This is a genomic window from Gordonia insulae, from assembly GCF_003855095.1.
Classification (GTDB): domain Bacteria; phylum Actinomycetota; class Actinomycetes; order Mycobacteriales; family Mycobacteriaceae; genus Gordonia; species Gordonia insulae.
The window spans coordinates 1,581,434-1,603,392 of sequence record NZ_CP033972.1 but is presented as its reverse complement, the minus strand read 5'-3'; the positions used below and the strand labels follow the sequence as shown (position 1 = coordinate 1,603,392).

Sequence of the window (21,959 nt, the reverse complement as noted above, 5' to 3'; positions counted from 1 at the left end):
TGCGCTCGGCCGGGGCCGTCACGACTTCTTGACCAGCCGGCCCTCGAAGTCGTGCACCAGCGCGCGCCAGGCATCCGACTCGTTGTCGAACGGCGGGCTCGGCGCGAGCCGCTTGGGATCCGGGTTGATCGCGTAGTCGACGAACCAGCCGAGCGGAGTCGTGGAGCCGAGCGCCTCGTTGACGGCCTCGTCCTCGGCGTAGTCGGCGGCATCGGTGAGCAATTCGACGGCGAGGTCGAGCTGGTTCCGATCGATCCGTCGGGGTCCGTCGGTGATGTCGTCGGCGAGGCCGGGCAGCACGTAGACGTTGTCGTCGATGACGTCGAACTCGAGTGAGCCGTCGGTCGCCGCGGTGCGCACCTCGTCGAAGGTCGACACGTCGGCGAGATCGTGGTCGTCGGAATCGGCCAGGAATCGACTCAGCGACCGCGCCGACGTGAACACGAAGATCTTTCCGTCGGTGCCGAGGAACACCGGGTCGTCGCCGAGATAGCAGCGCAGCGAGAGGTATTCACCGTCGCCGGTCACGATCTTGATCGGATCGATGCCGACGCCGGCCCAGAAGTCGTCGTCGTCGATCTCGTCGTCGTCCTCGTCGTCATCGGTGTCGTCGTCGAGGTCGTCGTCGGACTCGTCGGATTCACCGTTCTCGTCGGCGTGTCCTTCGACGATCTCCAACTCGTCGTCGACGGGCTCGTCTTCGTCCTCGGCGGACTCCGCGGCCTCGAGTTCGGCCTCGGCGGTCACGACTGCGGCGGCATCGACCTTCGGCGTGGTGATCACATCGTCGACCGCGTCGATCACGTCGTCCCAGTGCTTGGCGATCAAGCGGCCGATCCGGACCCAGAGGTCCACGCCGTCGCGGCCGACGAAGTTGCGCGTACCGGTGGTCACGGCACCGAGGATCGGGTTCCCGTTGAAGAACTTGGTGATGACGGTCAGTTCGCAGACCTCACCGAGGATGCGGACGATCTCCAGCGCATCCTCGAGCTCGGCGATGACCTCCGGCGTGGGGTCCTCGGCGGCGAGCTCGGGTACCCCGACCAGGTCGTAGGTGTGCTTGTCGTCGGGGACCAGTTCGTCGGCCTGCAGCCCGACCACGGTGGGCCATGCCGGATGGTCGACGAGATCGTTGTCGTCGTCGTTGCGGATGAACGCGGTGAGCTCGGCGACCCCCGGGAAGCCGTAGAGGTCCTCGTCGAGGCCGAGAAATGCCTCCCACTCGTCGTCATCCTCACGCCACCGGGGTGCCCAGAGGGTGAAGATGTTTCCGTCGGTGAGTCCGAGCTCGATGGGGACGATGTCTCCGGCCATGAGGACACAGCGTAGCGATGCGACCTGTGAACTCGGGTAGCGCCCCTGCGTCGAGGGAGTGAACGCCCGTCGTGGGCCTGTGGTGAACCCCGCGGTGATCATCGGGGCCGGAAGAATCCCTGGAAGCCCTGACCGGCATTCGTGGTGCGCAACGGCGATACACCGACCGGACTGCCGGCCTCGACGAGTTGGTCGTTCCCGACGTACATGGCGACATGCCCGTCCCACACGGCGAGGTCGCCGGGGCGCAGATCGCCCTGACTCACCGGATATCCCGCGGTGTCCTGATCCTGTGCGAGACGCGGCAGCTCCACGCCGGCCTGGCGATAAGACCATTGCGTGAATCCGCTGCAGTCGAAGCCGTCCGGTGTGGTGCCGCCCCACACATACGGGACACCCTGCTGACTGAGTGCGGCGCGGACCGCCGTGGCGGCGCGCTGGTCGGGGGCGTAGGCGATCGACCCGTCGGGGAGGGTGATGGGGATGCCGCCCTTGGCCGGACCGGTGGACAGACCACCGACCTCCGCCGGTGTGGTGGTGCGGGCGAGGGCCATCATCCGGTCGGTGTCGGACTGCAACTCGGCCTGGGTCCGGCCGACGATCTGCATGCCCCGCGCGATGTGCTCGAGGGCGACCGGCAGGATCATCGCGACGCCCTGCGGTGTGAACAGCGTCGGCCCGAGCGCGGAGGCCGCGCGCTGGAAGGAGTCGATCAGCCCGCCGAGTTGATCGGCGGCGACCTTCACCTTCGCACCGGCATCCTCGATGAGCGCGGCGATCGCCGCACTGTCGTCGGTGACACCGGCCATCGTGCGGTGGGTGCGGTCGGCGGCCGCGATCGCACCGTCGGCGCCGGTGCCCCGCCAGTCCCGTGCCACCTCGCGCGTCGCCGTCGTCGACCCCTGCCGGATCTGTTCGAGGTGCGGTTGCGCCGAACGCAGACGGTCGGCGGGGTTGCCGGGCGGGAGGACGCCGGTGCCGAGCGCGGTGATCATGATGCGCAGGGGCGCGATGAGGATGTCGATGGTGAGCATCAGAGTCGCAGCTCCCGATCGGGGCCCGCCGACGGCATCCGCGCGGCGTTGACGTCGTCGGCGTCGACATAGGCGCGGGCGGCGGATCGCGTGCCGGCGTCCTGGTCGGCATGGCGTTGTGCGACCGTGTCCAGCGTGCGGGCCCGACCGTCGAGGACGTAGGCGGTGGCCGACAGGAAGTCGGCACCGATGACGCCGAATGTCGTGGTGAGTGCACCGATGTCGCCGCGCTGGTGGGCGACCTGCGCGCGAATCTGTCCGGCGGCGGATTGCTGGCCGCGCGCGTACGCGTCCAGTGCGTGGGGGTTGGCGGTTACCTCGGTCATGTATTTCTGACGCGCGGCCGTCGGGTCCGGTTCCACCTAGTCTGATGCCATGCAGGTACAGATCGTCGATCACCCGCTCGCGGCCGCACGCCTGACCACGATGAGGGACAAGGCCACCGACAACGCGCGATTCCGCGCCGCACTGTCGGATCTGACGCAGATGCTCATCTACGAGGCGCTCTCGCAGGCGCCGTCGGAGTCGTTTCCGATAGAGACCCCGTTGGTCGGTTGCGAGGGCACCCGGTTGGCCACACCGCCGCTGCTGGTGCCGGTTCTGCGCGCCGGGCTGGGCATGGTGGAGCAGGCCCACGCGATGGTGCCCGAGGCCCACGTCGGATTCGTCGGGATCGCGCGGGACGAGGCGACCGCGAAACCGGTGCCATACCTGGAGTCCCTGCCCGACGACCTGTCCGGGCTGCCCGTGTTCGTCCTCGACCCGATGCTGGCCACCGGCGGTTCGATGCTGCACACCATCGAGCTCCTCGTTGCCCGCAACGCCGACGACATCACCGCGGTGTGCGTCGTCGCGGCTCCCGAGGGGGTCGCGGCGCTGGAGAACTCCGCTCATCCGGTGCGTCTGGTGGTGGCGGCCGTGGACGAGGGGCTCGATGACGTCGCCTACATCGTGCCGGGACTCGGCGACGCCGGTGATCGCCAGTTCGGACCCCGCTGACGGGGTCGCGGATCAGGCGGCGACCGCCGCCCATCGGCCGTCGGCCCGGCGGACCACCACGTCGTGGTCGAAGCACGAGCTGATGGTCGAGGAGGTGAGCGCCTCGTCGACGATCCCGGCGGCGATCACCTCGCCGTCGCGCAGCAGCATCGCGTGACTCGTACTGGTCGGCAGATCCTCCAGATGGTGGGTCACCAGCACGCTCGCCAGGCCGGGCACCTCGGAGCGCAACTGGTCGATGCCGCTCAGGAGCTTCTCGCGGGCGGCCAGGTCGAGGCCGGTGGCGGGCTCGTCGAGCAGCAGCAGGTCGGGCCGCGGCATCAGGGCGCGCGCGATCAGGGTGCGACCGCGTTCACCCTGACTCATCACCGGCCACACCGAATCGCGTCGGGAGGTCATGCCGAGCAGGGCCAGGAGGTCGTCGGCGTGACGGTGCTCGGCCTCCGTGTAGACGTGCCGGCGGTCGAGCTCGGGTGTGTTGGTGAGGCCGGTGAGCACCACCTCGTGTGCGGTGAGCGGGAGATCGATGCGCCACCGCGGGTCGACATGTCCGATGTGCGTGCGCAATTCGCGCATGTCGACGCGGCCGAGTCGTTTGCCCAGGACGTCGACGGTGCCGGTGGTCGGGTGGCCGCGCGCGCCCAGGATCGTCATCAGGGTGGATTTGCCCGCGCCGTTGGGGCCCAGCAGAGCCCAGTGTTCGCCGGGCTCGACCCGCAACGACACGTCGTGCAGGAGGGGTCGGCCGTTGCGGACCACGTCGATGTTCGCCGCGTCCAGGATCGGGTCAGAGATCGAGTGCACGACGATCACGGTAGCCAGCCCGTCCACGGGCGATCACGCGCCTGGGGGCAACTCCGCCGCGATGCGGGCGGCCAGGTCGTGCAGTTCGGCACCGACGCCGGCCAGATCGTCTCCGCGGTGGTCTCGGTGCGGAGCCGCGACGACCTCGAGGTAGTACTTCAGTTTCGGTTCGGTACCCGACGGCCGTGCCATCACCCGCAGCGACGTCCCGTCGGTTGCCGTCCCGGTCAGTTCGACCGCATCGGTGCGTAGCGCGTCGGTGCGCGCGGCGAAGTCCTCGCTCCGCACCGGCACGCCGGCGAGCGAACGGGGCGGTGCGGTGCGCAGCCGCGTCATCAGTTCGGTGATCTCCGCCGGATCGGTCAACCGGATCGAGCGTTGCGTGGTGACGTGCACGCCGTGTCGGCGGGCGAGGTCGTCGAGCGCCCCCGACAGATCGGAGCGTGTTCCGATCAGTTCGTGGGTCAGTTTCGCCGCCACGACGGCCGCACCGATGCCGTCCTTGTCGCGGACGCCGACCGGGTCCACGCAATGCCCGATCGCCTCCTCGTAGGCGTACAGCAGGGGTTCCCCGGCGCGAACGAGCCATTTGAAGCCCGTCAACGTCCGGACGTGCCGGACTCCCGCGGCCCGTGCGACGGCCGGGAGGAGGGAGCCGGACACGATGGTGTTCGCGACGATCGGCGCGGCCAGCTCGGTGGTGGACAACAGTTGGGACCCGAGCAGCGCCCCGGTCTCGTCGCCGGTCAGCATGCGCCATCCACCGTGCACGCGCGCGCCGATCGCGCAGCGGTCGGCGTCGGGGTCGAGGGCGATCGCGAGGTCCGCGTCGATGCGTCGGGCGAGCGCGAGTACGCGATCGGCCGCTCCGGGTTCCTCGGGATTGGGGAACCGTACGGTGGGGAAGTCGGGATCGGGGGCGAATTGCTCGGCGACGACATGGATGTCGGCGAACCCGGCGCGGCGAAGCGCGCGGAGCGCGAGTGCCCCGCCCACCCCGTGCATCGCGGTGAGCGCGATGCGCACCGGGGATCGATGAACGCTTCCGAATCGCGCACTCAGCCGGTCGAGGTAGCGGGCGGTGTTCATCTGTGCCCGGGAGTCCGGCGAGACATGTTGGCGGGCAATGGTGTTCGCGGCCGGAGCGGTGGCGATCAGGTCTTCGATCTCCTGATCCGCAGGTGGGATGAGCTGCGCTCCGCCGGCGAGGTAGACCTTGTACCCGTTGTCGTCCGGTGGGTTGTGGGACGCGGTCACCGTGATCGCGCACGCCGCGCCGAGGTCACGGCACGCGAAGGCCACCAGTGGGGTCGGTCCCGGCCCGGCCAGGGTGACCACGTCGAATCCCTGTGCGGTGAGCACTTGCGCTGCCGCCGTGGCGAATGCGGCGGAACCGTGCCGGGCGTCACGTCCGACGACGACCGTCGCGCCTTCGTGCCCGTGACCCAGGAGAAACCGGCCCAGTGCCCAGGTCGTGCGGGTCACCACGGCCACGTTCATCCCGTTGGGTCCGGCGCGGACCGGACCGCGCAGCCCGGCCGTACCGAAATGCAGTGTGTCGGTGAAACGTTCGGCGAGTGCGTCGGGGCCGAGCCGGGACAGTTCGGCGCGGGTGCCGGGATCGGGGTCGGCGGCGATCCAGTCATCCGGATCGATGGTCGACATGCTCAGAGCTCGGCGACGATCGAGGCGAGCAGCTCACCCATCCGCGTCGCCGACGCGTTGCCGACCTCGAGGACCTCGTTGTGGCTCAACGGTTCCCCGGTCATCCCGGCGGCGAGGTTGGTCACCAGCGACATCCCGAGGACGTTCATGCCGGCCGCCCGGGCGGCAATGGTCTCGTGCACCGTGGACATCCCGACCAGGTCGGCGCCGAGCGTGCGCAGCATGCGGATCTCGGCGGGCGTCTCGTAGTGCGGCCCGGGCAACCCGGCGTAGACGCCCTCGGCGAGCGAGGCGTCCGAGCGTCGTGCGATCTCCCGGAGCCTGGGCGAATAGGCGTCCACCAGGTCGACGAACCGTGCGCCGACGAGCGGAGAGCGTGCGGTCAGGTTCAGGTGATCGCTGATGAGCACGGGTTGGCCCACCGACATGTCGTCGCGGAGTCCACCTGCCGCGTTGGTCAGCACGATCGTGTGCGCGCCGGCCGCGGCCGCGGTCCGGACCGGATGCACCACCCGCGCGAGGTCGTGGCCCTCATAGGCGTGGATACGCCCCAGCAGGATCAGCACGCGCCGGTCGCCGATGTGCACCGAGTGCACGACACCTCCGTGACCGGCGGCCGCGGGCGGGGTGAAGCCGGGTAGCGACGACATCGGCACGCTCGCGATCGGGGCGCCGAAGGCGGCGGCCGCCGGCGCCCAGCCGGAGCCCAGGACCACGGCGACGTCGTGGGCGGAGCAGTCGGTCTCGGCGGCGATGGTCGCCGCGGCCGCGACGGCGGCGGCATCGGCGTCGGCGGTGGGGTCCATGGGCCAACCCTAATGCCCGGCGATATGGTTCCTACATGCCGTTTCTCAGTTCTGTAGGCGATGTCACCGAGCTCTATCTCGGTACCGAGGGTGTCGAACTCGACGAGGCCAACCCGGACAACCGGTTCCGTCTCGAGTGGATCGACGCGGTCGCCGGGCTGCTCGACCGGGTGGCGAGCGAGCCGTCGAAGCCGTTGGTGATCACCGCCACCGGCAAGTTCTTCACCAACGGCCTCGACGTCGACTACGTCGCGGCCAACGCGAGCGGTCTGCCGCGCTACCTCGACCGTGTGCACGAGCTGTACGTCAAGCTCCTCACCCTCCCGGTGCCGACCGTCGCCGCCGTCAACGGTCACGCCTTCGGCGCGGGCGCGATGTTGGCCGTGTGCGCGGACGTCCGGGTGATGCGGACCGAGCGCGGGTTCTGGTCACTGCCGGAGGCCGCACTCGGGATGCCGTTCACCCGCGGCATGAGTTCACTCATCCGGACCCGGCTCACCGACGCCGCGGCCACCGAGGCGATGCTGACCTCGCGACGCTACGGTGCCGCAGATGCCGTGGCCGCCGGGATCATGGAGGAGGCGGTCGAGGTGGACGGGCTGCTCGACCGGGCGCGGGAGATCGCCGCCGAGCGCGCTCCGCTGTGCGGACCGAACCTCGGTCTCATCAAGCGGGGGCTGCGCCAGCCGCTGATCGACGACCTGCAGACCACGACCCCGCCGACCGTGTTGTGAGGGACGAGCGCGATGGCCGTCGGTGAGCGCGGAATCCACACGGTGGTGCCCCGCGATGTGATCGGGGCATGGTGGGCGGCGCACGGATCCGACGTCGTCGGGTGGCGCCGCCGGATCCACGCGCTGCCGGAACTGTCCCGGCAGGAGGTCAACACCACGGAGCTGGTGATGGCCGAACTCACCGCTGCCGGTCTGACGCCGCGGCGGCTGCCGCTCGGCACCGGCGTGGTGTGTGACATCGGGTCCGGCGACCAACCGCGCATCGCGCTGCGTGCGGACATGGACGCGCTGCCGATCACCGAGCACACCGGGTTGCCGTTCAGCTCCACCGTCGAAGGTGTCTCGCACGCGTGCGGCCATGACGCACACACCGCGATCCTCATCGGCGTGGCGCACCTGCTGGCGTCGCTCGACGAGCTGCCCGTCGGTGTGCGGCTGATCTTCCAGCCGGCCGAGGAGGTCATGCCCGGGGGCGCGCTGGACGCGGTCGCGGCCGGTGTGATGACCGGTGTCAGCCGGATCTTCGCGCTGCATTGCGACCCCAAGCTGCCCGTCGGTTCGGTCGGGCTGCGTGCCGGCGCGCTGACCTCGGCGGCCGACCACATCGATCTGCAGCTGCACTCCGCAGGCGGACACACCTCACGTCCGCATCTGACCGGCGACCTGGTCTACGCGATGGGCACCGTGATCACCGGTCTGCCCGGCATCCTGTCCCGCCGGCTGGACCCGAGATCGGGCACGGTGATGGTCTGGGGTGCCGCCCACGCAGGTAACGCGCCGAATGCGATTCCGCAGGAAGGGCGTCTCCGTGGCACCGTCCGCACCGGTGACCACGACACCTGGGGCGAGCTCGAGCCACTCATCCGATCGGTGATCGGCGAACTGCTCGCGCCACTCGGCGTGCGCTACGACCTGTCGTACTTCCGCGGGGTTCCGCCGGTGGTGAACGACGAGCCGGCCGTCGAGGTGATGCGCGACGCCGTCGCGGCGGTGGGTCCGAACGCCGTGGCCGACACACCGCAGTCACCGGGCGGCGAGGATTTCTCGTGGTATCTGGAGCACGTGCCCGGCGCGATGGGCCGACTCGGGGTGTGGGACGGGATCAGTCCCCGCGTCGACCTGCATCAACCGAACTTCGACATCGACGAGCGCGCGCTGGAGGTCGGGGTGCGGACCCTGGCCGGGATCGCGCTCGCCGGGGCCTGAGGACGGCAGCCGCTCAGGGCTCGATGGGCCCCGGCCCGGGACCGACGTTGCGGGATTCCCGCAGGCGCAACTGCTGGACGTATTCGGCAGGTGCACCGGCGATCTCCGCGGCCTCGGCCATGACCCCGAGATAGCGGGCCGACGGCAGGCCACCTTCGTAGGCATCGAGCACGTAGAGCCACGCGAGTACCGGGCCGTCGGCGGTCTCCACCCGTGCGCGCAGCTTCACGTGGATGCCGAGTTCGGAACCCTCCCACCGGTCGAGGTTCTCCTCGTCCTCGGCGGTGACGTCGTAGAGCACGATGAAGACCTTGGCGTCCGGGTTGTCGGGGTCCTCGGTGACGGTGGCGAGTGAGCCCTCCCAGCCGATGTCGCCGCCCCGAAGGTCAGACGCCATCCGCGCAGCCAGCCGGTTCCCGACATCGGGGAGTGGGGTGCACGCTCGGCCATCTGCTCGGGATGCATGTTCGAACCGTAGGCGGCGTATATCGGCACGGGCGAAAGCCTAGATGCTCGACGCGCAGCGCGAAAGCCGAGGCTCCCCACCCGCGCGCCGCGCAGCCGCCGGGGGACTAGGTTGGAGGACGACCACGTGCGCAGCCGAGGATGGCGAGAGGACTTTCAACTGTGACCAAGATCGTGATCATCGGTGGTGGACCTGCGGGTTATGAGGCCGCGTTGGCCGCGGCCGCCTACGGCGCCGACATCACGGTGATCGACTCCGACGGCGTCGGTGGCGCGTGCGTGTTGTGGGACTGCGTGCCGTCGAAGACCTTCATCGCCTCCACCGGCATCCGGACCGAGGTGCGCAAGGCCGTCGATCTGGGCATCAACATCCGTACCGACGACGCCCTGGTCACCCTGCCCCAGATCCACCAGCGTGTCCGCGACCTCGCGTTCGCCCAGTCCGCCGACATCCGGTCCCGATTGATCAGCGAGGGCGTCAAGCTCGTGTCGGGCCGGGCCCAGCTCGACGAGCGCCAGCTCGGGGTGTCGACGCACGGGGTCATCGCCACCCTCGACGACGGGTCCACCGAGCGGTACGAGGGCGATGTCGTGCTGATCGCCACGGGTGCCTCGCCGCGTGTCCTGCCCGATGCCCGACCCGACGGTGACCGGATCCTGACGTGGCGGCAGCTCTACGACCTCGAGCAGCTGCCCGAGCACCTCGTCGTGATCGGTTCCGGTGTCACCGGTGCCGAGTTCGTGCACGCCTACACCGAACTCGGTGTTCGGGTCACGCTGGTGTCCAGCCGTGATCGCGTGCTGCCCGGCGAGGACGAGGACGCTGCCCTGGTCCTCGAGGACGCACTGGCCGAGCGCGGTGTGGAGCTGATCAAGCACGCGCGCGCCGACCGGGTTGAGCGGCACGGGGATTCGGTGACCGCACATCTGGCCGACGGCCGCACCGTCACCGGTTCGCACGTCCTGATGACCGTCGGCTCGGTCCCCAACACGAACGACCTGGGCCTCGAACGCGCCGGCGTGGAGGTCGATCGCGGCGGTTTCATCACCGTCGACCGTGTGTCACGGACCTCGGTCGCGGGGGTCTACGCCGCCGGCGACTGCACCGGTCTGCTCCCGCTGGCGTCGGTCGCGGCGATGCAGGGTCGTATCGCGATGTACCACTCCCTCGGGGAGGGGGTCAGTCCGATCAAGCTGAAGACCGTTGCGTCGGCGATCTTCACGCGACCCGAGATCGCCACCGTCGGGGTGTCCCAGCGGGCCATCGACTCCGGCGAGTACCCGGCCCGAACCGTCATGTTGCCGTTGGCGACCAACCCGCGTGCCAAGATGAGCGGTCTGCGACGCGGATTCGTGAAGATCTTCTGCCGACCGGCGACCGGTGTGGTGATCGGTGGCGTGGTGGTCGCCCCGACGGCGTCCGAGCTCATCCTGCCGATCGCACTCGCGGTGCAGAACAAACTGACGGTGTCCGATCTCGCACAGACCTTCTCGGTCTACCCGTCGCTGTCCGGATCGGTGATCGAGGCCGCCCGGCAGCTGGTCCGGCACGACGACCTCGACTAGCGGAGTCCGGAGTCGGCGTCGGGTCGGTCGTCGGGCGTCCGGATCTCACCCTCAACCGAGGTCGAGGCTGTGCTCCACGGCGCGATTCCAGCCGGTGTAGAGGCGATCGCGTTCGTCGTCGCCCATCTGCGGTTCCCACCGCCTGTCCTCGGCCCAGTTGGCACGGATCTCGTCCTCGGACTCCCAGTAGCCGACGGCGAGCCCTGCGGCGTAGGCGGCGCCCAGCGCGGTCGTCTCGTTGACCACCGGCCGGACGACCGGGACGTCGAGGATGTCGGCCTGGAACTGCATGAGCAGGTCGTTGACGACCATGCCGCCGTCCACCTTGAGGGTGGACAATTCCACGCCGGAGTCCGCCTGCATCGCCTCGATTACCTCGCGCGTCTGAAAAGCGCTGGCCTCCAACGCCGCCCGGGCGAGATGGCCTTTGTTGACGAACCTGGTCAGCCCGACGATGACGCCACGCGCGTCGGGTCGCCAGCGAGGTGCGAACAGTCCGGAGAACGCGGGGACGAAATAGGTGTCGCCGTTGTCCTCGACGGACGCGGCGAGCGTCTCGATCTCGCTCGCGTGGGTGAACAGTCCGAGGTTGTCGCGCAGCCACTGCACCAGCGATCCGGTGACCGCGATCGAACCCTCGAGCGCGTAGCGGGCCCGCTGATCTCCGATCCGGTAACAGACGGTGGTCAGTAGCCCGTGATCGCTGAACACGGGTTCGGTACCGGTGTTGAGCAGCAGGAAATTGCCGGTGCCGTAGGTGTTCTTCGCCTCACCGGGATCGAGGCACGCCTGCCCGAACGTTGCCGCCTGCTGGTCGCCGAGGATGCCGGCCAACGGCACCCCGGGCAGCGAACCGTGCTCGCGGAGCGGCCCGTAGACCTCGGAGGAACTGCGGATCTCGGGCAGCAGGGCGGTCGGGATGCCCATCTCGGCGCAGATCTCCTCGTCCCAGGCCAGGGTGCGCAGGTCCATCAGCATGGTCCTCGACGCGTTGGTGACGTCGGTGATGTGCAGTCCGCCGTCCGGACCGCCGGTCATGTTCCAGGCAGTCCACGAATCCATTGTGCCGAAGCACAGTTCGCCGGCCTCGGCGCGCTCGCGGGCGCCGTCGACGGAGTCGAGCAGCCAGCGGATCTTCGGGCCCGCGAAGTATGTCGAGAGCGGCAGGCCGGTGCGGTCGCGGTACCGGTCCACCCCGACGTCACCGGCCAGTTCGCGGCAGAGGTCGTTGGTGCGGGTGTCCTGCCACACGATCGCGTTGTGGATCGGCTCGCCGGTCTCGCGGTCCCAGATGAGAGTCGTCTCACGTTGGTTGGTGAGCCCGCACGCGGCGATGTCGCCGTGCTTGAGGTCGACCGACGCCAGCGCCGCGGCGGCGACCCGTCGCGTGTTGCGCCAGATCTCCGAGGCATCGTGCTCGACCCATCCGGCACGCGGAAAGATCTGCTCGTGCTCGATCTGTTCGCTGCTGACCACCCGCCCCTGATGATCGAAGATCATCGCCCGCGTCGAGGTGGTGCCCTGGTCGATGGCCGCGACGTATGTGCTTGCGCTTCCCACGCCGCACAGTGTCGCACGCGGCGGCTGCCCGTGAGATCGATCGACGTCATGTCGTCTCGTCCTCCTGCCGCAGGCCTCCGGGCGGAATCACGGGACATGACCTAGGCTCGGAAAACATGAGTACCGAGTTCAACCCGGACCGACCAGCGGATATGGGTCCGCTCTACCGTGCCGAGGCATGGCGCCGGTTGAGCAGTGAACAATTCGACGTCGTGGTCATCGGAGGTGGCGTCGTCGGTGTGGGCGCCGCGCTCGACGCGGCCACCCGAGGACTGCGGGTGGCGTTGGTCGAGGCCCGCGACATCGCATCCGGGACGTCGAGCAGATCGTCGAAGATGTTCCACGGTGGCCTCCGCTACCTCGAGCAGCTCGAGTTCGGATTGGTGCGCGAGGCACTGCGGGAACGTGAGCTCTCCCTCCGCCTGCTCGCCCCGCATCTGGTGAAGCCGCTGCCGTTCCTCTATCCGCTGACCCGACGAGTCTGGGAGCGGCCCTACGTCGCCGCCGGGATCTTCCTGTACGACCGCATGGGTGGTGCGAAATCGGTTCCCGGCCAACACCATGTGACGCGTTCGGGCGCGCTGCGCGTGGCACCGGCCCTGAAGCGGAACTCGCTGATCGGCGGGATCCGCTACTACGACACCGTGGTCGACGACGCCCGGCACAGCCTGACGGTCGCCCGGACCGCGGCGAACTACGGCGCGGTGATCCGGACGTCCACCCAGGTGGTGGGCTTCCTCCGTGAGGCCGACCGGGTACTCGGTGTGCGCGTTCGTGATTCGGAGACCGGAGACCTCGCCGAGGTACGTGCGCACTGTGTGATCAACGCCGCCGGGGTCTGGACCGACGAAGTCCAGGCGCTGTCAAAACAGCGTGGCCACTTCAAGGTCCGTGCATCCAAGGGCGTGCACATCGTGGTGCCCCGCGACCGCATAGTCAGCGAGACCGCGATCATCCTGCGCACCGACAACTCGGTGTTGTTCGTGATCCCCTGGGAGACCCACTGGATCATCGGGACCACCGACACCGACTGGAATCTCGACCTCGCACATCCGGCGGCCACCCGTGCCGACATCGACTACATCATCGAGCGCGTCAACGAGGTGCTGGTCACCAAGATCACCCACGGTGACATCGAAGGGGTCTACGCCGGCCTGCGTCCGCTCCTCGCGGGCGAGGACGACGAGACGTCGAAACTGTCCCGCGAGCACGCGGTCGCGGTGGTCGCGCCCGGGCTGGTGTCGATCGCAGGCGGTAAGTACACCACCTACCGGGTGATGGCGGCGGACGCCGTCGACGCATGCACCGACTTCATCCCCACCCGGGTCGCACCGTCGATCACCGAACGCGTACCGCTCCTCGGCGCGGACGGCTACTTCGCGCTGATCAACCAGTGCGAACACCTCGGACAGCGATACGGACTGCACCCGTACCGGATTCGGCGTCTGCTCAACCGGTACGGGTCGCTGATCGACGACGTGCTCTACTACGCTGCCGATGATCCGTCGCTGCTGCAGCCGGTCGCCGCGGCACCCCAGTATCTGCGGGTCGAGATCTTGTACGCCGCGATCGACGAGGCCGCACTCCATCTCGAGGACGTGTTGGCCCGCCGGACGCGGATCGCCATCGAATACCCGCACCGCGGGGTGGATTGCGCGCAGGAGGTCGCCGACATCCTCGCGCCGGTTCTGGGATGGACACCCGAGCAGACCGCCTTCGAGGTTGCCACCTACGTAGCCCGCGTCGAGGCCGAGATCGCGTCCCAGCAGCAACCGGACGACGATTCGGCCGATGCCCTTCGTGCCGCCGCGCCCGAGTCGCGGCCGGAGATCCTGGAGCCGGTGCCCGTACCGGAGTGAGGCGCGGCTGATCTGATCCCTCGCACCGGGAGGTCCCGATCGCACAGATCGGGACCTTCTGCTCTGGTGGTGGTATGCCCGCCGCCGGAACAATGGGTTATGGCAGAAGGACAGATCATGGTCGACAATGTGGTGCAGGTACTGACCGACGACGAGGCCGCGGAACTCCTCGCGACCGTCACGCTGGGCCGAATCGCGCTGAGCGTCAACGGGCAACCGGACATCTACCCGGTCAACTACCATGCCGGTGACGGACGGATCGTCTTCCGCACGGGCGAGGGAACCAAACTCGCCCAGATCGCGGTGAACGAGAACGTCGCCTTCGAGGCCGACGACCACGACGCCGTCGGCGGATGGAGCGTCGTCGCGAAAGGTACTGCACGAGTGCTGGTCTCGACCCATGACATCGCCGCCGCCGACGAGTTGTCGCTCCGGCCGTGGATTCCCACGATCAAGTACAACTACGTCGAGATCTCGGTCGCCGAGATCGCCGGTCGGCGTTTCCAGTTCGGTCCGGAGCCCGAACGGTACCCGGTCTGATTCGGGGGCGGGTATCGCTCGGCAGGACATGCCATCGCAGTCACTTCACGTCTGACAGTCACTTCAGGTCTGACAGTGCGGACAGAAGTAGATCACGCGATCTTCGCCGATCGGGCCGAGGTCACCTCGCTCGATCGGCGTCCCGCACTTTCGGCACCATTGACCACGCCGTCCGTACACCCACATCCGGGCGTTGGCGGCGGTCTGCCCGGTGGTCGTGCGCGCGGTTCGCTCGCGGTTGGACCACAGCAGTCGTCTGCTCAGGTCCACCGCGGCACCGACCTCGACGTCGCGTACCGCCCGGGTGGGCAGAACTCCACGCAGAAAGCAGATCTCGCTGCGGTAGACGTTGCCGATACCGGCGACCAGACGTTGATCCAGCAGCGCGATCCCGATCTTCTCGTCGGGAACCGACTCGATCCGGTGGATCGCCTCGGCGCGGTCCCAGTCGACCGCCAGCAGGTCCGGACCGAGGTAGGAGAGCGCCGAGTCGGGATCGGTGAGCACCTCCAGCACCCCGAGGTCGAATCCGACCGCCTCGCGACGATCGGTACGTAGCACCACGCGGGCCTGGAAACCCGGACGCCGCCACCGCCGCCCGAGTGGGTGCACATGCCAGGCACCTTCCATCTTCAGGTGCGAATGAATGCTCACCGCACCGTTCTCGGGATGGTCGTCCGGTCCCGAGACGTCGATCAACAGATGCTTGCCCACCGAACGCACCGACGTCACCGTGCGGCCGGACAGATCAGCGGTCGCCAGCGACGGGACCCGGAACTGTGTGTACACGAGACGCTCACCGTCCAGCGCGGCACGAAGCCTCGTGGCCGCGGCGTAGACGGTGTCCCCCTCAGGCATGTTGTCCGTAACGCATGCGCACACCGCGTGGCGTGGTGGCGAAACCCGCGGCGACCAGAATCCGCGCGAATTCCGTTGCGAGCACCGGCTGTGAGTCCACCTGATCGATCATCAGCCGGGAGACTCGTCCGGCTCGGACGAGCGAGGCCAGCGCCCCCGCCGCCGCCTCCAGAGCTGCGGGAGACTGCGTGAACGTCAGCACGGTTTTGCCGCCCCGCTCCACGAACACCACCAACGTGCCGTCGACCAGGACGACCAGCGCCCCCGGCTTGCGGCCAGGTCGGTGCCCGCCGTCTTCGGATGCCGAGGGCCAGTCGAGTGCCGCGCCATACGGATTGGCGGGATCGGTGGCGGCCAGGACCACGGCGGCGTTGCCGGATCGCCGGTCGCTCAGCGCGTGCCGTCGCAGATCGTCGACGGTTGCCGGCGATGCGAACTGGGCGCCCCCGAGGCCCTCCACGTAATACCCACGACGCACATGTCCGTTGTCCTCGAACACGGTGAGTGCCTTGTAGATCCGCGCGAAGCCGCCGACGACGTCCTCGGCCATCACGCTGCCGCGGGTGATCACGCCGTAGCGGGCGAGCAACTGCTCGCACAACGCCTGCGTGGTCACCGTCGGTTCGGCCTCGACGTGTTCGAGCGCGAACCACCGGCCGCTCGCGGTCGGCGCCACCGCCCGACCGGATGCGTGCTCGGCCAGATATCGGGTGGACAGTCGCTGCGCGCGCAGACGAGGCGCGCGGCCGCGCGACCGGTGCGCAGGCGCCGATCGCGACGCCGACGGGCTTCGTCGGGGGGTGAGCATCGCGCGCACCGGTGCGAACGAGTCGTTGCTGATCCGCCCCGCCCACACCAGATCCCACAGGCCTGCCTCGACATCGGCGGCCGGCGGCCGGCCCGGGTCGTCACCGGCGACGGCGTCGGCGAGCTGTGCGAATCGGAGTGCACCACCGGGAGCGAGGACCTCGGTGATGCGCGCGTGCAGCGCGGCGGTGTCGATGTCATCGGGGGGCGCCAAGGTGAGGGGAGCGACATCGACCGGATGCAGCGCGATCCACCCGTCCGAACCGCCGATGCGCCCGTGGCCGGACCAGATCACCTCGCCGGTACTCAGCAGTTCGTCGAGCATCGACGGTGTGTAGTCGTCGATCCGGGCGGGCAGGACGAGCGATTCCCACGCCGACGCGGGGAGCGGGTGGCCGGCCAGCTGATCGATCACCGCCGCCACGCCGTCCACGCCGCTCAGGGTCTGGCCGTCGTCGACATGCTGCCAGGACGTCACGAACCGGGTGAGCACGTCGGTGCCGACGGGCGCGACCTCCGCCCGGCTCGCCGCGAGCGAACCGCGACGGATCTGACCGAGCACGTCGGCATGACACCACTGCGTGACCCGTGGACTCCCCGCGGGTGCGGCGTCGGGGAGGAAGTCGCCCTCGACGACGCGCCGGTCGGCGGCCAGCCGCACCAACGTGTCCCGGACCACGCCGACCGCCATGCCCAGTTCCTGCGCGGCATCCGCGACGACGAACGGCCCGTGCGTGCGGGCGTAGCGGCCCACGAGATCGCCGACCGGGTCGGCGACGGGCTCGAGGTAGGCGGCCGGAATACCGAGTGGCGCAGGGACTCCGAGTGCGTCACGCAGACGCGCGGTGTCGTCGACGGCGGCCCACAGGGCCCGTCCCTGATGGTTGATCGAGATGATCTGACCACTGCGATGCAGGTCGGCGAGGTCACCGAGCGGTGGATCGTCGCCCTGATGGCGCGCGGCGACGTCCTCGGAGCTCAGCGGGCCCAGCCAGCGCAGCAGGTCGACGATGTCCTCGGCGTCGCGGGCCTGCCGGTCCGCCGACAGTCGCTGCAGACGTGCGACGACCTCGGCGATGACCGCCGGATCGAGCAACTCGCGCAGGTCCACCCGCCCGAGCAGCTGGGCCAGCAGGCTGGTGTCCAGGGACAGTGCGGCCGCACGCCGCTCGGCGAGCGGGGCGTCGTCGGCGTACATGAACGCTCCGACGTAGCCGAACAGCATCGACGCGGCGAACGGGGAGGGACTCGCCGTCTCGGTTTCGACGACCCGCACACGGCGCTGCCCGATGCGGGTCAGCAGGTCGATCAGCGCCGGAAGGTCGTAGACGTCCTGGAGGCACTCCCGGACGGCCTCCAGCACGATCGGGAAGTCGGGGAATTTGGATGCGACGGAGAGCAGTTGGGCGCTGCGCTGGCGCTGCTGCCAGAGCGGTGCGCGGCGGCCGGGGTCACGCCGGGGGAGCAGCAGCGCACGCGCGGCGCACTCGCGGAAGCGGGAGGCGAACATCGACGAATCGGCGAGAGCGTCGGTGACGAGTTGCTCGATGGCATCGGGCTCGATGACGAACACCGCGGCGCCGGGTGGGTCGTCGTCGGTGTCGGGTAGCCGGACGATGATGCCGTCGTCGGAGGCAGTGGTCGCGCCCTCGATGCCGAGGGTGTTCTGCAGTCGCGCGGAGATCGCACTCGCCCAGGGCGCGTGGACGCGTAAACCGTAGGGGGAGTGCAGAATCAGTCGCCAGTCGCCGAGCTCGTCGCGGAATCGCTCGACGACGAGCGTGCGGTCGGTGGGCAGATGTCCGGTCGCTTCGCGCTGTTCGCCGATCAAGGCGGCGAGGTTGGCGCGCGCGAAGTCGGTGAGACCGAGGCGGTCGGCGTGTTCGGCGAGCGTGTCGGGATCGGCGACCGCGCCGGTGAACCTGCCGATCGCGGCACCGAGTTCGGCGGGCCGGCCGACGGTGTCGCCGATCCAGAACGGCAGCCGTCCGGGCTGGCCGAAAGCCGGCGAGACCAGCACCCGGTCGTGCGTGATGTCCTCGATCCGCCAGCTCGTCGCGCCGAGGGCGAAGACGTCGCCGATCCGTGACTCGTAGACCATCTCCTCGTCGAGCTCACCGACGCGCGTGGACTTCTCACCGCTCATCGGTCCCGCTCGCTCCGCTCCCGGCGACCCGACCATGAACACACCGAACAGCCCGCGGTCGGGGATCGACCCGCCGGACGTGACCGCGAGTCGCTGCGCGCCACGTCGGCCGACGATGGTCCCGGCGTCGCGATCCCAGGTGACCCGCGGTCGCAGTTCGGCGAACTCGTCGGACGGAAAACGCCCCGAGATCAGGTCCAGGGTGGCGTCGAAGACCTGCCTCGCCAGCTCGCGGTACGGCGCGGCCCGGCGTACCACCTCATACCAGTGCTCGACGTCGAGGTCGTCGATCGCCGCGGCGGCGATCGTCTGCTGGGCCAGGATGTCGAGCGGGTTCTGCGGAACCCGGAGTTCCTCGATCGCGCCGTCGAGCATCCGTTCGACCGTGACGGTGCAGTGGATGAGGTCGGTGCGGTGCTTGGGGTAGAGCACGCCCTGCGAGATCTCGCCCACCTGATGGCCTGCCCGGCCGATCCGCTGGAGCCCATTGGCCACCGACGGCGGAGCCTCCACCTGGATCACGAGGTCGACGGCACCCATGTCGATGCCGAGTTCGAGTGAGCTGGTCGCCACCACGCACGCCAGCCGCCCCGCCTTGAGGTCGTCCTCGATGAGCGCGCGTTGTTCCTTGCTCACCGAACCGTGGTGTGCCCGGGCCAGGGTCGGCTCGGCGCCGGAACTCGCACCGCTGGCCATCACGAACGCGGGTGCGCCCCCGGCGACGCGCGGGTTGGCCGGCGGCGGTGGGTGTGAACCCTCGGCACGCTCGGCGTGGATCTCGTTCAGCCGGGCCGTCAGCCGCTCCGCGAGCCGACGCGAGTTGGCGAACACGATGGTCGCGCGGTTCTTCTCGATCTGGTCGACGATCGACGACTCCACATAGGGCCATAGCGATCCGGCGGTGGGCGAGAACGCATCGTCGAGCTCGTCGGCCGAGCCCTCGGGCGGTGGGATGTTGGCCATGTCCTCGACCGGCACGTCGACGCGCAGGTCGAAGGTCTTGGTGGTCGGTGGCTTCACCACCCGGCACGGTGCGGCGCCGCTGAGGAAACCGGCCACCAGTTCCGGTGGACGGACGGTCGCCGACAGACCGATCCGTTGGGCGGGCTTCTCGAGGAGTTCGTCGAGGCGTTCGAGCGTCAGCGCGAGGTGGGTGCCCCGTTTGGTGGCGGCGACGGCATGCACCTCGTCGACGATCACCACATCGACGTCGGTGAGAGTCTCCCGGGCCGCCGACGTCAGCATCAGATAGAGGGACTCCGGGGTGGTGATCAGGATGTCGGGGGGCGACTTGACCAGCGAGCGGCGTTGCGCGGCGGAGGTGTCGCCCGACCGCACCCCGACGGTGATGTTCGGTTCGGCCAGGTCGAGCTCCTGGGCGGCGCGGGTGATGCCGGTGAGCGGCGCGCGCAGGTTGCGTTCGACGTCGACCGCGAGCGCCTTGAGTGGGGAGATGTAGACGACGCGCGTGCCGTGCTCGCGGGCCGGATCGGCCGCCAGACGGTCGAGTGCCCAGAGGAACGCCGACAAGGTCTTTCCGGACCCGGTCGGGGCGATGACGAGTGTGTTCTCGCCGTCGGCGATCGACGACCACGCGCCGAGCTGGGCGGCTGTCGGCGCGTCGAAGGCGCCGGTGAACCACCGCCGAGTCGGGGCGGTGAAGCGGTCGAGTACGGACGCCTTCCGGGGCACTCCGTCATCATCCCTCACGTGTCCGACAAACCCGGGTATACAGTCATCACACACCTGTGCGCGGGGAATCCGGTGAGAATCCGGAGCGGTCGCGCCGCTGTGATCCCATCGCGTCGTCCGCGACGTGTCGGGAGAGCCAGAATACTGCGCCGGTGGAGTTTGTCTGGATCAGTGAACGGGACGCGAAATCCCAGGGAAAGGACCTACCGAATGACCGCCTCCACACACACGACCGCCAAGGCGCGGTCGCTGGCCGTACCGGATCTCTCGGTCGCCGGCGCAGCCGTGTGGCTCAGCCTGACCGTGCTGCTCGCCGCCCTCGCCTACTACTTCCTCGGGTATGACCAGGGTGCCGTGTCGGTCTTCGGCTCCGACACCCATGTGCACGAGTTCGTGCACGATGCCCGTCACTTCCTCGGCTTCCCCTGCCACTGATCGAACCAGGACGCAGGAGACAACCACACATGGAGAAGAAGTTCATCGGCGCAGGCCTGCTCTCGGGCCTGATCGCCGGAATCGTCGCGTTCATTTTCGCTCGGCTCTTCATCGAGCCGCAGGTGGCCAAGGCGATCGACTACGAGGGCGGACGCTCGGAGGCCGAGGAGGCGCTCGAGGCCGCGGCCCACGGCGGACACGTCCACGGTGAGGGCGGGGAGTTGTTCACCCGGTCCATCCAGGAGAACGTCGGCGCCGGTATCGGCACCGTCGTCTTCGCCGTCTGCATGGGCGCGTTCTTCGCGGTCGCGTTCACGATCCTGTGGGCCTACGTCGGCCGCCGCTACCCGGCGACCGATCCGCGGACCGTCGCGGCCGCGCTGGGCGCGATCGGATTCGTCGCGTTGTTCGGCGTGCCGTTCTTCGCCTACCCGGCGAACCCGCCCGCGGTCGGCGACGACGACACCATCGGTGCGCGCAGTGGCGCATTCCTGACGATCACCCTGCTGTCGGTGGCGTTCGCGGTGGCCGCCGTGGTGCTGGCGCTCTGGTTGCGTCCGCGCATCGGGGGCCTGCTGTCCGGCGTGGCCGCGACCGTCGGCTATCTCGTGGCGGTGACCATCACCGTCGCGCTGTTGCCGGAGTTCCACGAGGTGCCCGGCCCGGTCACCGATGGCGCGGGTCAGATCGTCTTCCCGGGATTCCCGGGCGACGTGATCGGCGACTTCCGGGTGTATGCGATCGCCGGTCAGGTCATCCTCTGGACCGTCTTGACCGTGGTGTTCGCCCTCATCCTCGGCCGGCTGTCGCGCCCGCCGGCCTCGGCGCCCGCGGCCGACGACGAACGTATCGTCGCCGGCAACAGCTGAACCGTCGTGCACATCGTCACCGCCGGCCGCACCGGCCCCAACAGATCGGTGCGGTTCGGCGGTGACCTGTCTCTGGATGACGCTGGGCGACGGACGGTGTCGGCCCTGGCCGCGACCCTGGTGGACGTGCCGACCCGGGGCGCGGTGCCGTGCGGCCCCGAGGCCGCGGCGCGCGAATCGTGCGACCTGCTCGGTCGCGCGTTCACCGTGGATCCGCGGTTGCGGACGCTGGATGTCGGTGCGTGGTCGGGTCGGACCCCTGAGGATCTCGCGCCCGACGAACTCGCGGTGTGGTTCACCGATCCCACCGCGTGCCCGCACGGCGGCGAGACGATCGCGGACTTCGTCGCACGTATCCACCGCTGGGGTACGGAGCATGCGTCGAGCGCGGTGTGCGTGGTGTCGATGCCGGTGGCGCAGGCGCTGCTCGCCGCGCGTGCGGACGAGTTCTTCGCCGTCGAGGTGCGGCCGGCGACCGCGTATCGGATGACGCCCGGCGCTGCCGTCCCCGCCGTCAAAGGAACGAAAACGCGATTGCGTACCTAGACATACGCAGTGACTCCTGACACAGTGAACATCAAGAAACTGAAACGTGTTCTG

Annotated in this window: 18 protein-coding genes, 1 pseudogene and 1 riboswitch; of the genes and pseudogenes, 9 read left to right on the top strand and 10 right to left on the bottom strand. The window is 69.2% G+C overall.

Annotated elements, in window-relative coordinates; genetic code table 11:
- Nucleotides 1–18 precede the first annotated feature (18 nt).
- From D7316_RS07255 to D7316_RS07245, 3 genes are all read right to left on the bottom strand, one after another.
- Entirely contained in the window at nucleotides 19–1,314 is a 1,296-nt protein-coding gene (locus D7316_RS07255) for a primosomal protein (RefSeq protein ID WP_124707685.1), read from the bottom strand.
- Nucleotides 1,315–1,412: 98 nt separating this feature from the next.
- Entirely contained in the window at nucleotides 1,413–2,348 is a 936-nt protein-coding gene (locus tag D7316_RS07250) for a C40 family peptidase (protein WP_124707684.1), read from the bottom strand.
- Nucleotides 2,348–2,674 (bottom strand): type VII secretion target, encoded by a 327-nt coding sequence (locus D7316_RS07245; RefSeq protein WP_124707683.1) that lies wholly within the window; start codon nucleotides 2,672–2,674, stop codon nucleotides 2,348–2,350. Before D7316_RS07245 ends, D7316_RS07250 begins: the two co-directional genes overlap by 1 nt.
- A gap of 49 nt (nucleotides 2,675–2,723) precedes the next feature.
- Between D7316_RS07245 and upp the strand changes: the two genes are divergently transcribed.
- Nucleotides 2,724–3,347 carry a uracil phosphoribosyltransferase gene (gene upp / locus D7316_RS07240; protein WP_124707682.1) on the top strand — a complete coding sequence of 208 codons (624 nt, stop codon included), beginning with the start codon at nucleotides 2,724–2,726 and terminating at the stop codon, nucleotides 3,345–3,347.
- 12 nt (nucleotides 3,348–3,359) lie between these two features.
- Here the strand turns inward: upp and D7316_RS07235 are convergent, their stop codons facing one another.
- From D7316_RS07235 to D7316_RS07225, 3 genes are read right to left on the bottom strand one after another with little or no spacing between them, the layout of a single operon-like run.
- On the bottom strand, nucleotides 3,360–4,151 hold the full coding sequence (locus D7316_RS07235; RefSeq protein ID WP_408609987.1) for an ABC transporter ATP-binding protein: 792 nt from the start codon (nucleotides 4,149–4,151) through the stop codon (nucleotides 3,360–3,362).
- A 33-nt stretch (nucleotides 4,152–4,184) separates the two neighbouring features.
- A complete protein-coding gene (locus D7316_RS07230) occupies nucleotides 4,185–5,816 on the bottom strand; it encodes a phospho-sugar mutase (RefSeq protein WP_124707681.1) in 1,632 nt (543 codons plus the stop codon).
- A 2-nt stretch (nucleotides 5,817–5,818) separates the two neighbouring features.
- Complete coding sequence (locus D7316_RS07225) at nucleotides 5,819–6,622, bottom strand: purine-nucleoside phosphorylase (protein ID WP_124707680.1); 804 nt, start codon at nucleotides 6,620–6,622, stop codon at nucleotides 5,819–5,821.
- 35 nt (nucleotides 6,623–6,657) lie between these two features.
- Here D7316_RS07225 and D7316_RS07220 point away from each other — a divergent pair, with 35 nt between their 5' ends.
- On the top strand, nucleotides 6,658–7,356 hold the full coding sequence (locus tag D7316_RS07220) for an enoyl-CoA hydratase/isomerase family protein (protein WP_124707679.1): 699 nt from the start codon (nucleotides 6,658–6,660) through the stop codon (nucleotides 7,354–7,356).
- A 12-nt stretch (nucleotides 7,357–7,368) separates the two neighbouring features.
- On the top strand, nucleotides 7,369–8,562 hold the full coding sequence (locus D7316_RS07215) for an amidohydrolase (protein WP_124707678.1): 1,194 nt from the start codon (nucleotides 7,369–7,371) through the stop codon (nucleotides 8,560–8,562).
- A 13-nt stretch (nucleotides 8,563–8,575) separates the two neighbouring features.
- Here the strand turns inward: D7316_RS07215 and D7316_RS07210 are convergent.
- Nucleotides 8,576–9,057, bottom strand: a pseudogene (locus D7316_RS07210) (gamma-glutamylcyclotransferase).
- 132 nt (nucleotides 9,058–9,189) lie between these two features.
- On the opposite strand from D7316_RS07210, the gene D7316_RS07205 reads away from it, so the two are divergent.
- The gene (locus D7316_RS07205; protein ID WP_124707677.1) at nucleotides 9,190–10,593 is read left to right on the top strand and encodes an NAD(P)H-quinone dehydrogenase; all 1,404 of its coding nucleotides are present in this window, start codon (nucleotides 9,190–9,192) and stop codon (nucleotides 10,591–10,593) included.
- A gap of 51 nt (nucleotides 10,594–10,644) precedes the next feature.
- Here D7316_RS07205 and glpK read toward each other — a convergent pair whose 3' ends face one another.
- A complete protein-coding gene (gene glpK, locus D7316_RS07200) occupies nucleotides 10,645–12,093 on the bottom strand; it encodes a glycerol kinase GlpK (RefSeq protein ID WP_232017148.1) in 1,449 nt (482 codons plus the stop codon).
- A gap of 176 nt (nucleotides 12,094–12,269) precedes the next feature.
- Between glpK and glpD the strand changes: the two genes are divergently transcribed.
- Nucleotides 12,270–14,012, top strand: a complete 1,743-nt coding sequence (gene glpD, locus D7316_RS07195; protein ID WP_124707675.1) for a glycerol-3-phosphate dehydrogenase — start codon at nucleotides 12,270–12,272, stop codon at nucleotides 14,010–14,012.
- Nucleotides 14,013–14,129: 117 nt separating this feature from the next.
- The gene (locus D7316_RS07190; RefSeq protein WP_124707674.1) at nucleotides 14,130–14,552 is read left to right on the top strand and encodes a pyridoxamine 5'-phosphate oxidase family protein; all 423 of its coding nucleotides are present in this window, start codon (nucleotides 14,130–14,132) and stop codon (nucleotides 14,550–14,552) included.
- Nucleotides 14,553–14,615: 63 nt separating this feature from the next.
- On the opposite strand, the gene D7316_RS07185 is transcribed toward D7316_RS07190, so the two are convergent.
- Both D7316_RS07185 and D7316_RS07180 read right to left on the bottom strand, forming a co-directional pair.
- Nucleotides 14,616–15,410: a DNA-formamidopyrimidine glycosylase family protein gene (locus D7316_RS07185; RefSeq protein WP_124707673.1), complete on the bottom strand. Its 795-nt coding sequence runs from the start codon at nucleotides 15,408–15,410 to the stop codon at nucleotides 14,616–14,618.
- A complete protein-coding gene (locus D7316_RS07180; RefSeq protein WP_124707672.1) occupies nucleotides 15,403–20,055 on the bottom strand; it encodes an ATP-dependent helicase in 4,653 nt (1,550 codons plus the stop codon). The genes D7316_RS07185 and D7316_RS07180 overlap by 8 nt, the downstream gene beginning before the upstream one ends.
- 64 nt (nucleotides 20,056–20,119) lie before the next feature.
- Nucleotides 20,120–20,200: riboswitch (cobalamin riboswitch) on the top strand.
- Nucleotides 20,201–20,265: 65 nt separating this feature from the next.
- Between D7316_RS07180 and D7316_RS07175 the strand changes: the two genes are divergently transcribed.
- Genes D7316_RS07175 through D7316_RS07165 form a run of 3 tightly spaced genes read left to right on the top strand, consistent with a single transcriptional unit; the run spans nucleotide 20,266 to nucleotide 21,905 of the window.
- Nucleotides 20,266–20,490, top strand: a complete 225-nt coding sequence (locus D7316_RS07175; protein WP_124707671.1) for a CbtB domain-containing protein — start codon at nucleotides 20,266–20,268, stop codon at nucleotides 20,488–20,490.
- A gap of 29 nt (nucleotides 20,491–20,519) precedes the next feature.
- Complete coding sequence (locus D7316_RS07170) at nucleotides 20,520–21,359, top strand: CbtA family protein (RefSeq protein WP_124707670.1); 840 nt, start codon at nucleotides 20,520–20,522, stop codon at nucleotides 21,357–21,359.
- A 6-nt stretch (nucleotides 21,360–21,365) separates the two neighbouring features.
- Nucleotides 21,366–21,905: a histidine phosphatase family protein gene (locus D7316_RS07165; protein WP_124707669.1), complete on the top strand. Its 540-nt coding sequence runs from the start codon at nucleotides 21,366–21,368 to the stop codon at nucleotides 21,903–21,905.
- Nucleotides 21,906–21,959: the final 54 nt, after the last annotated feature.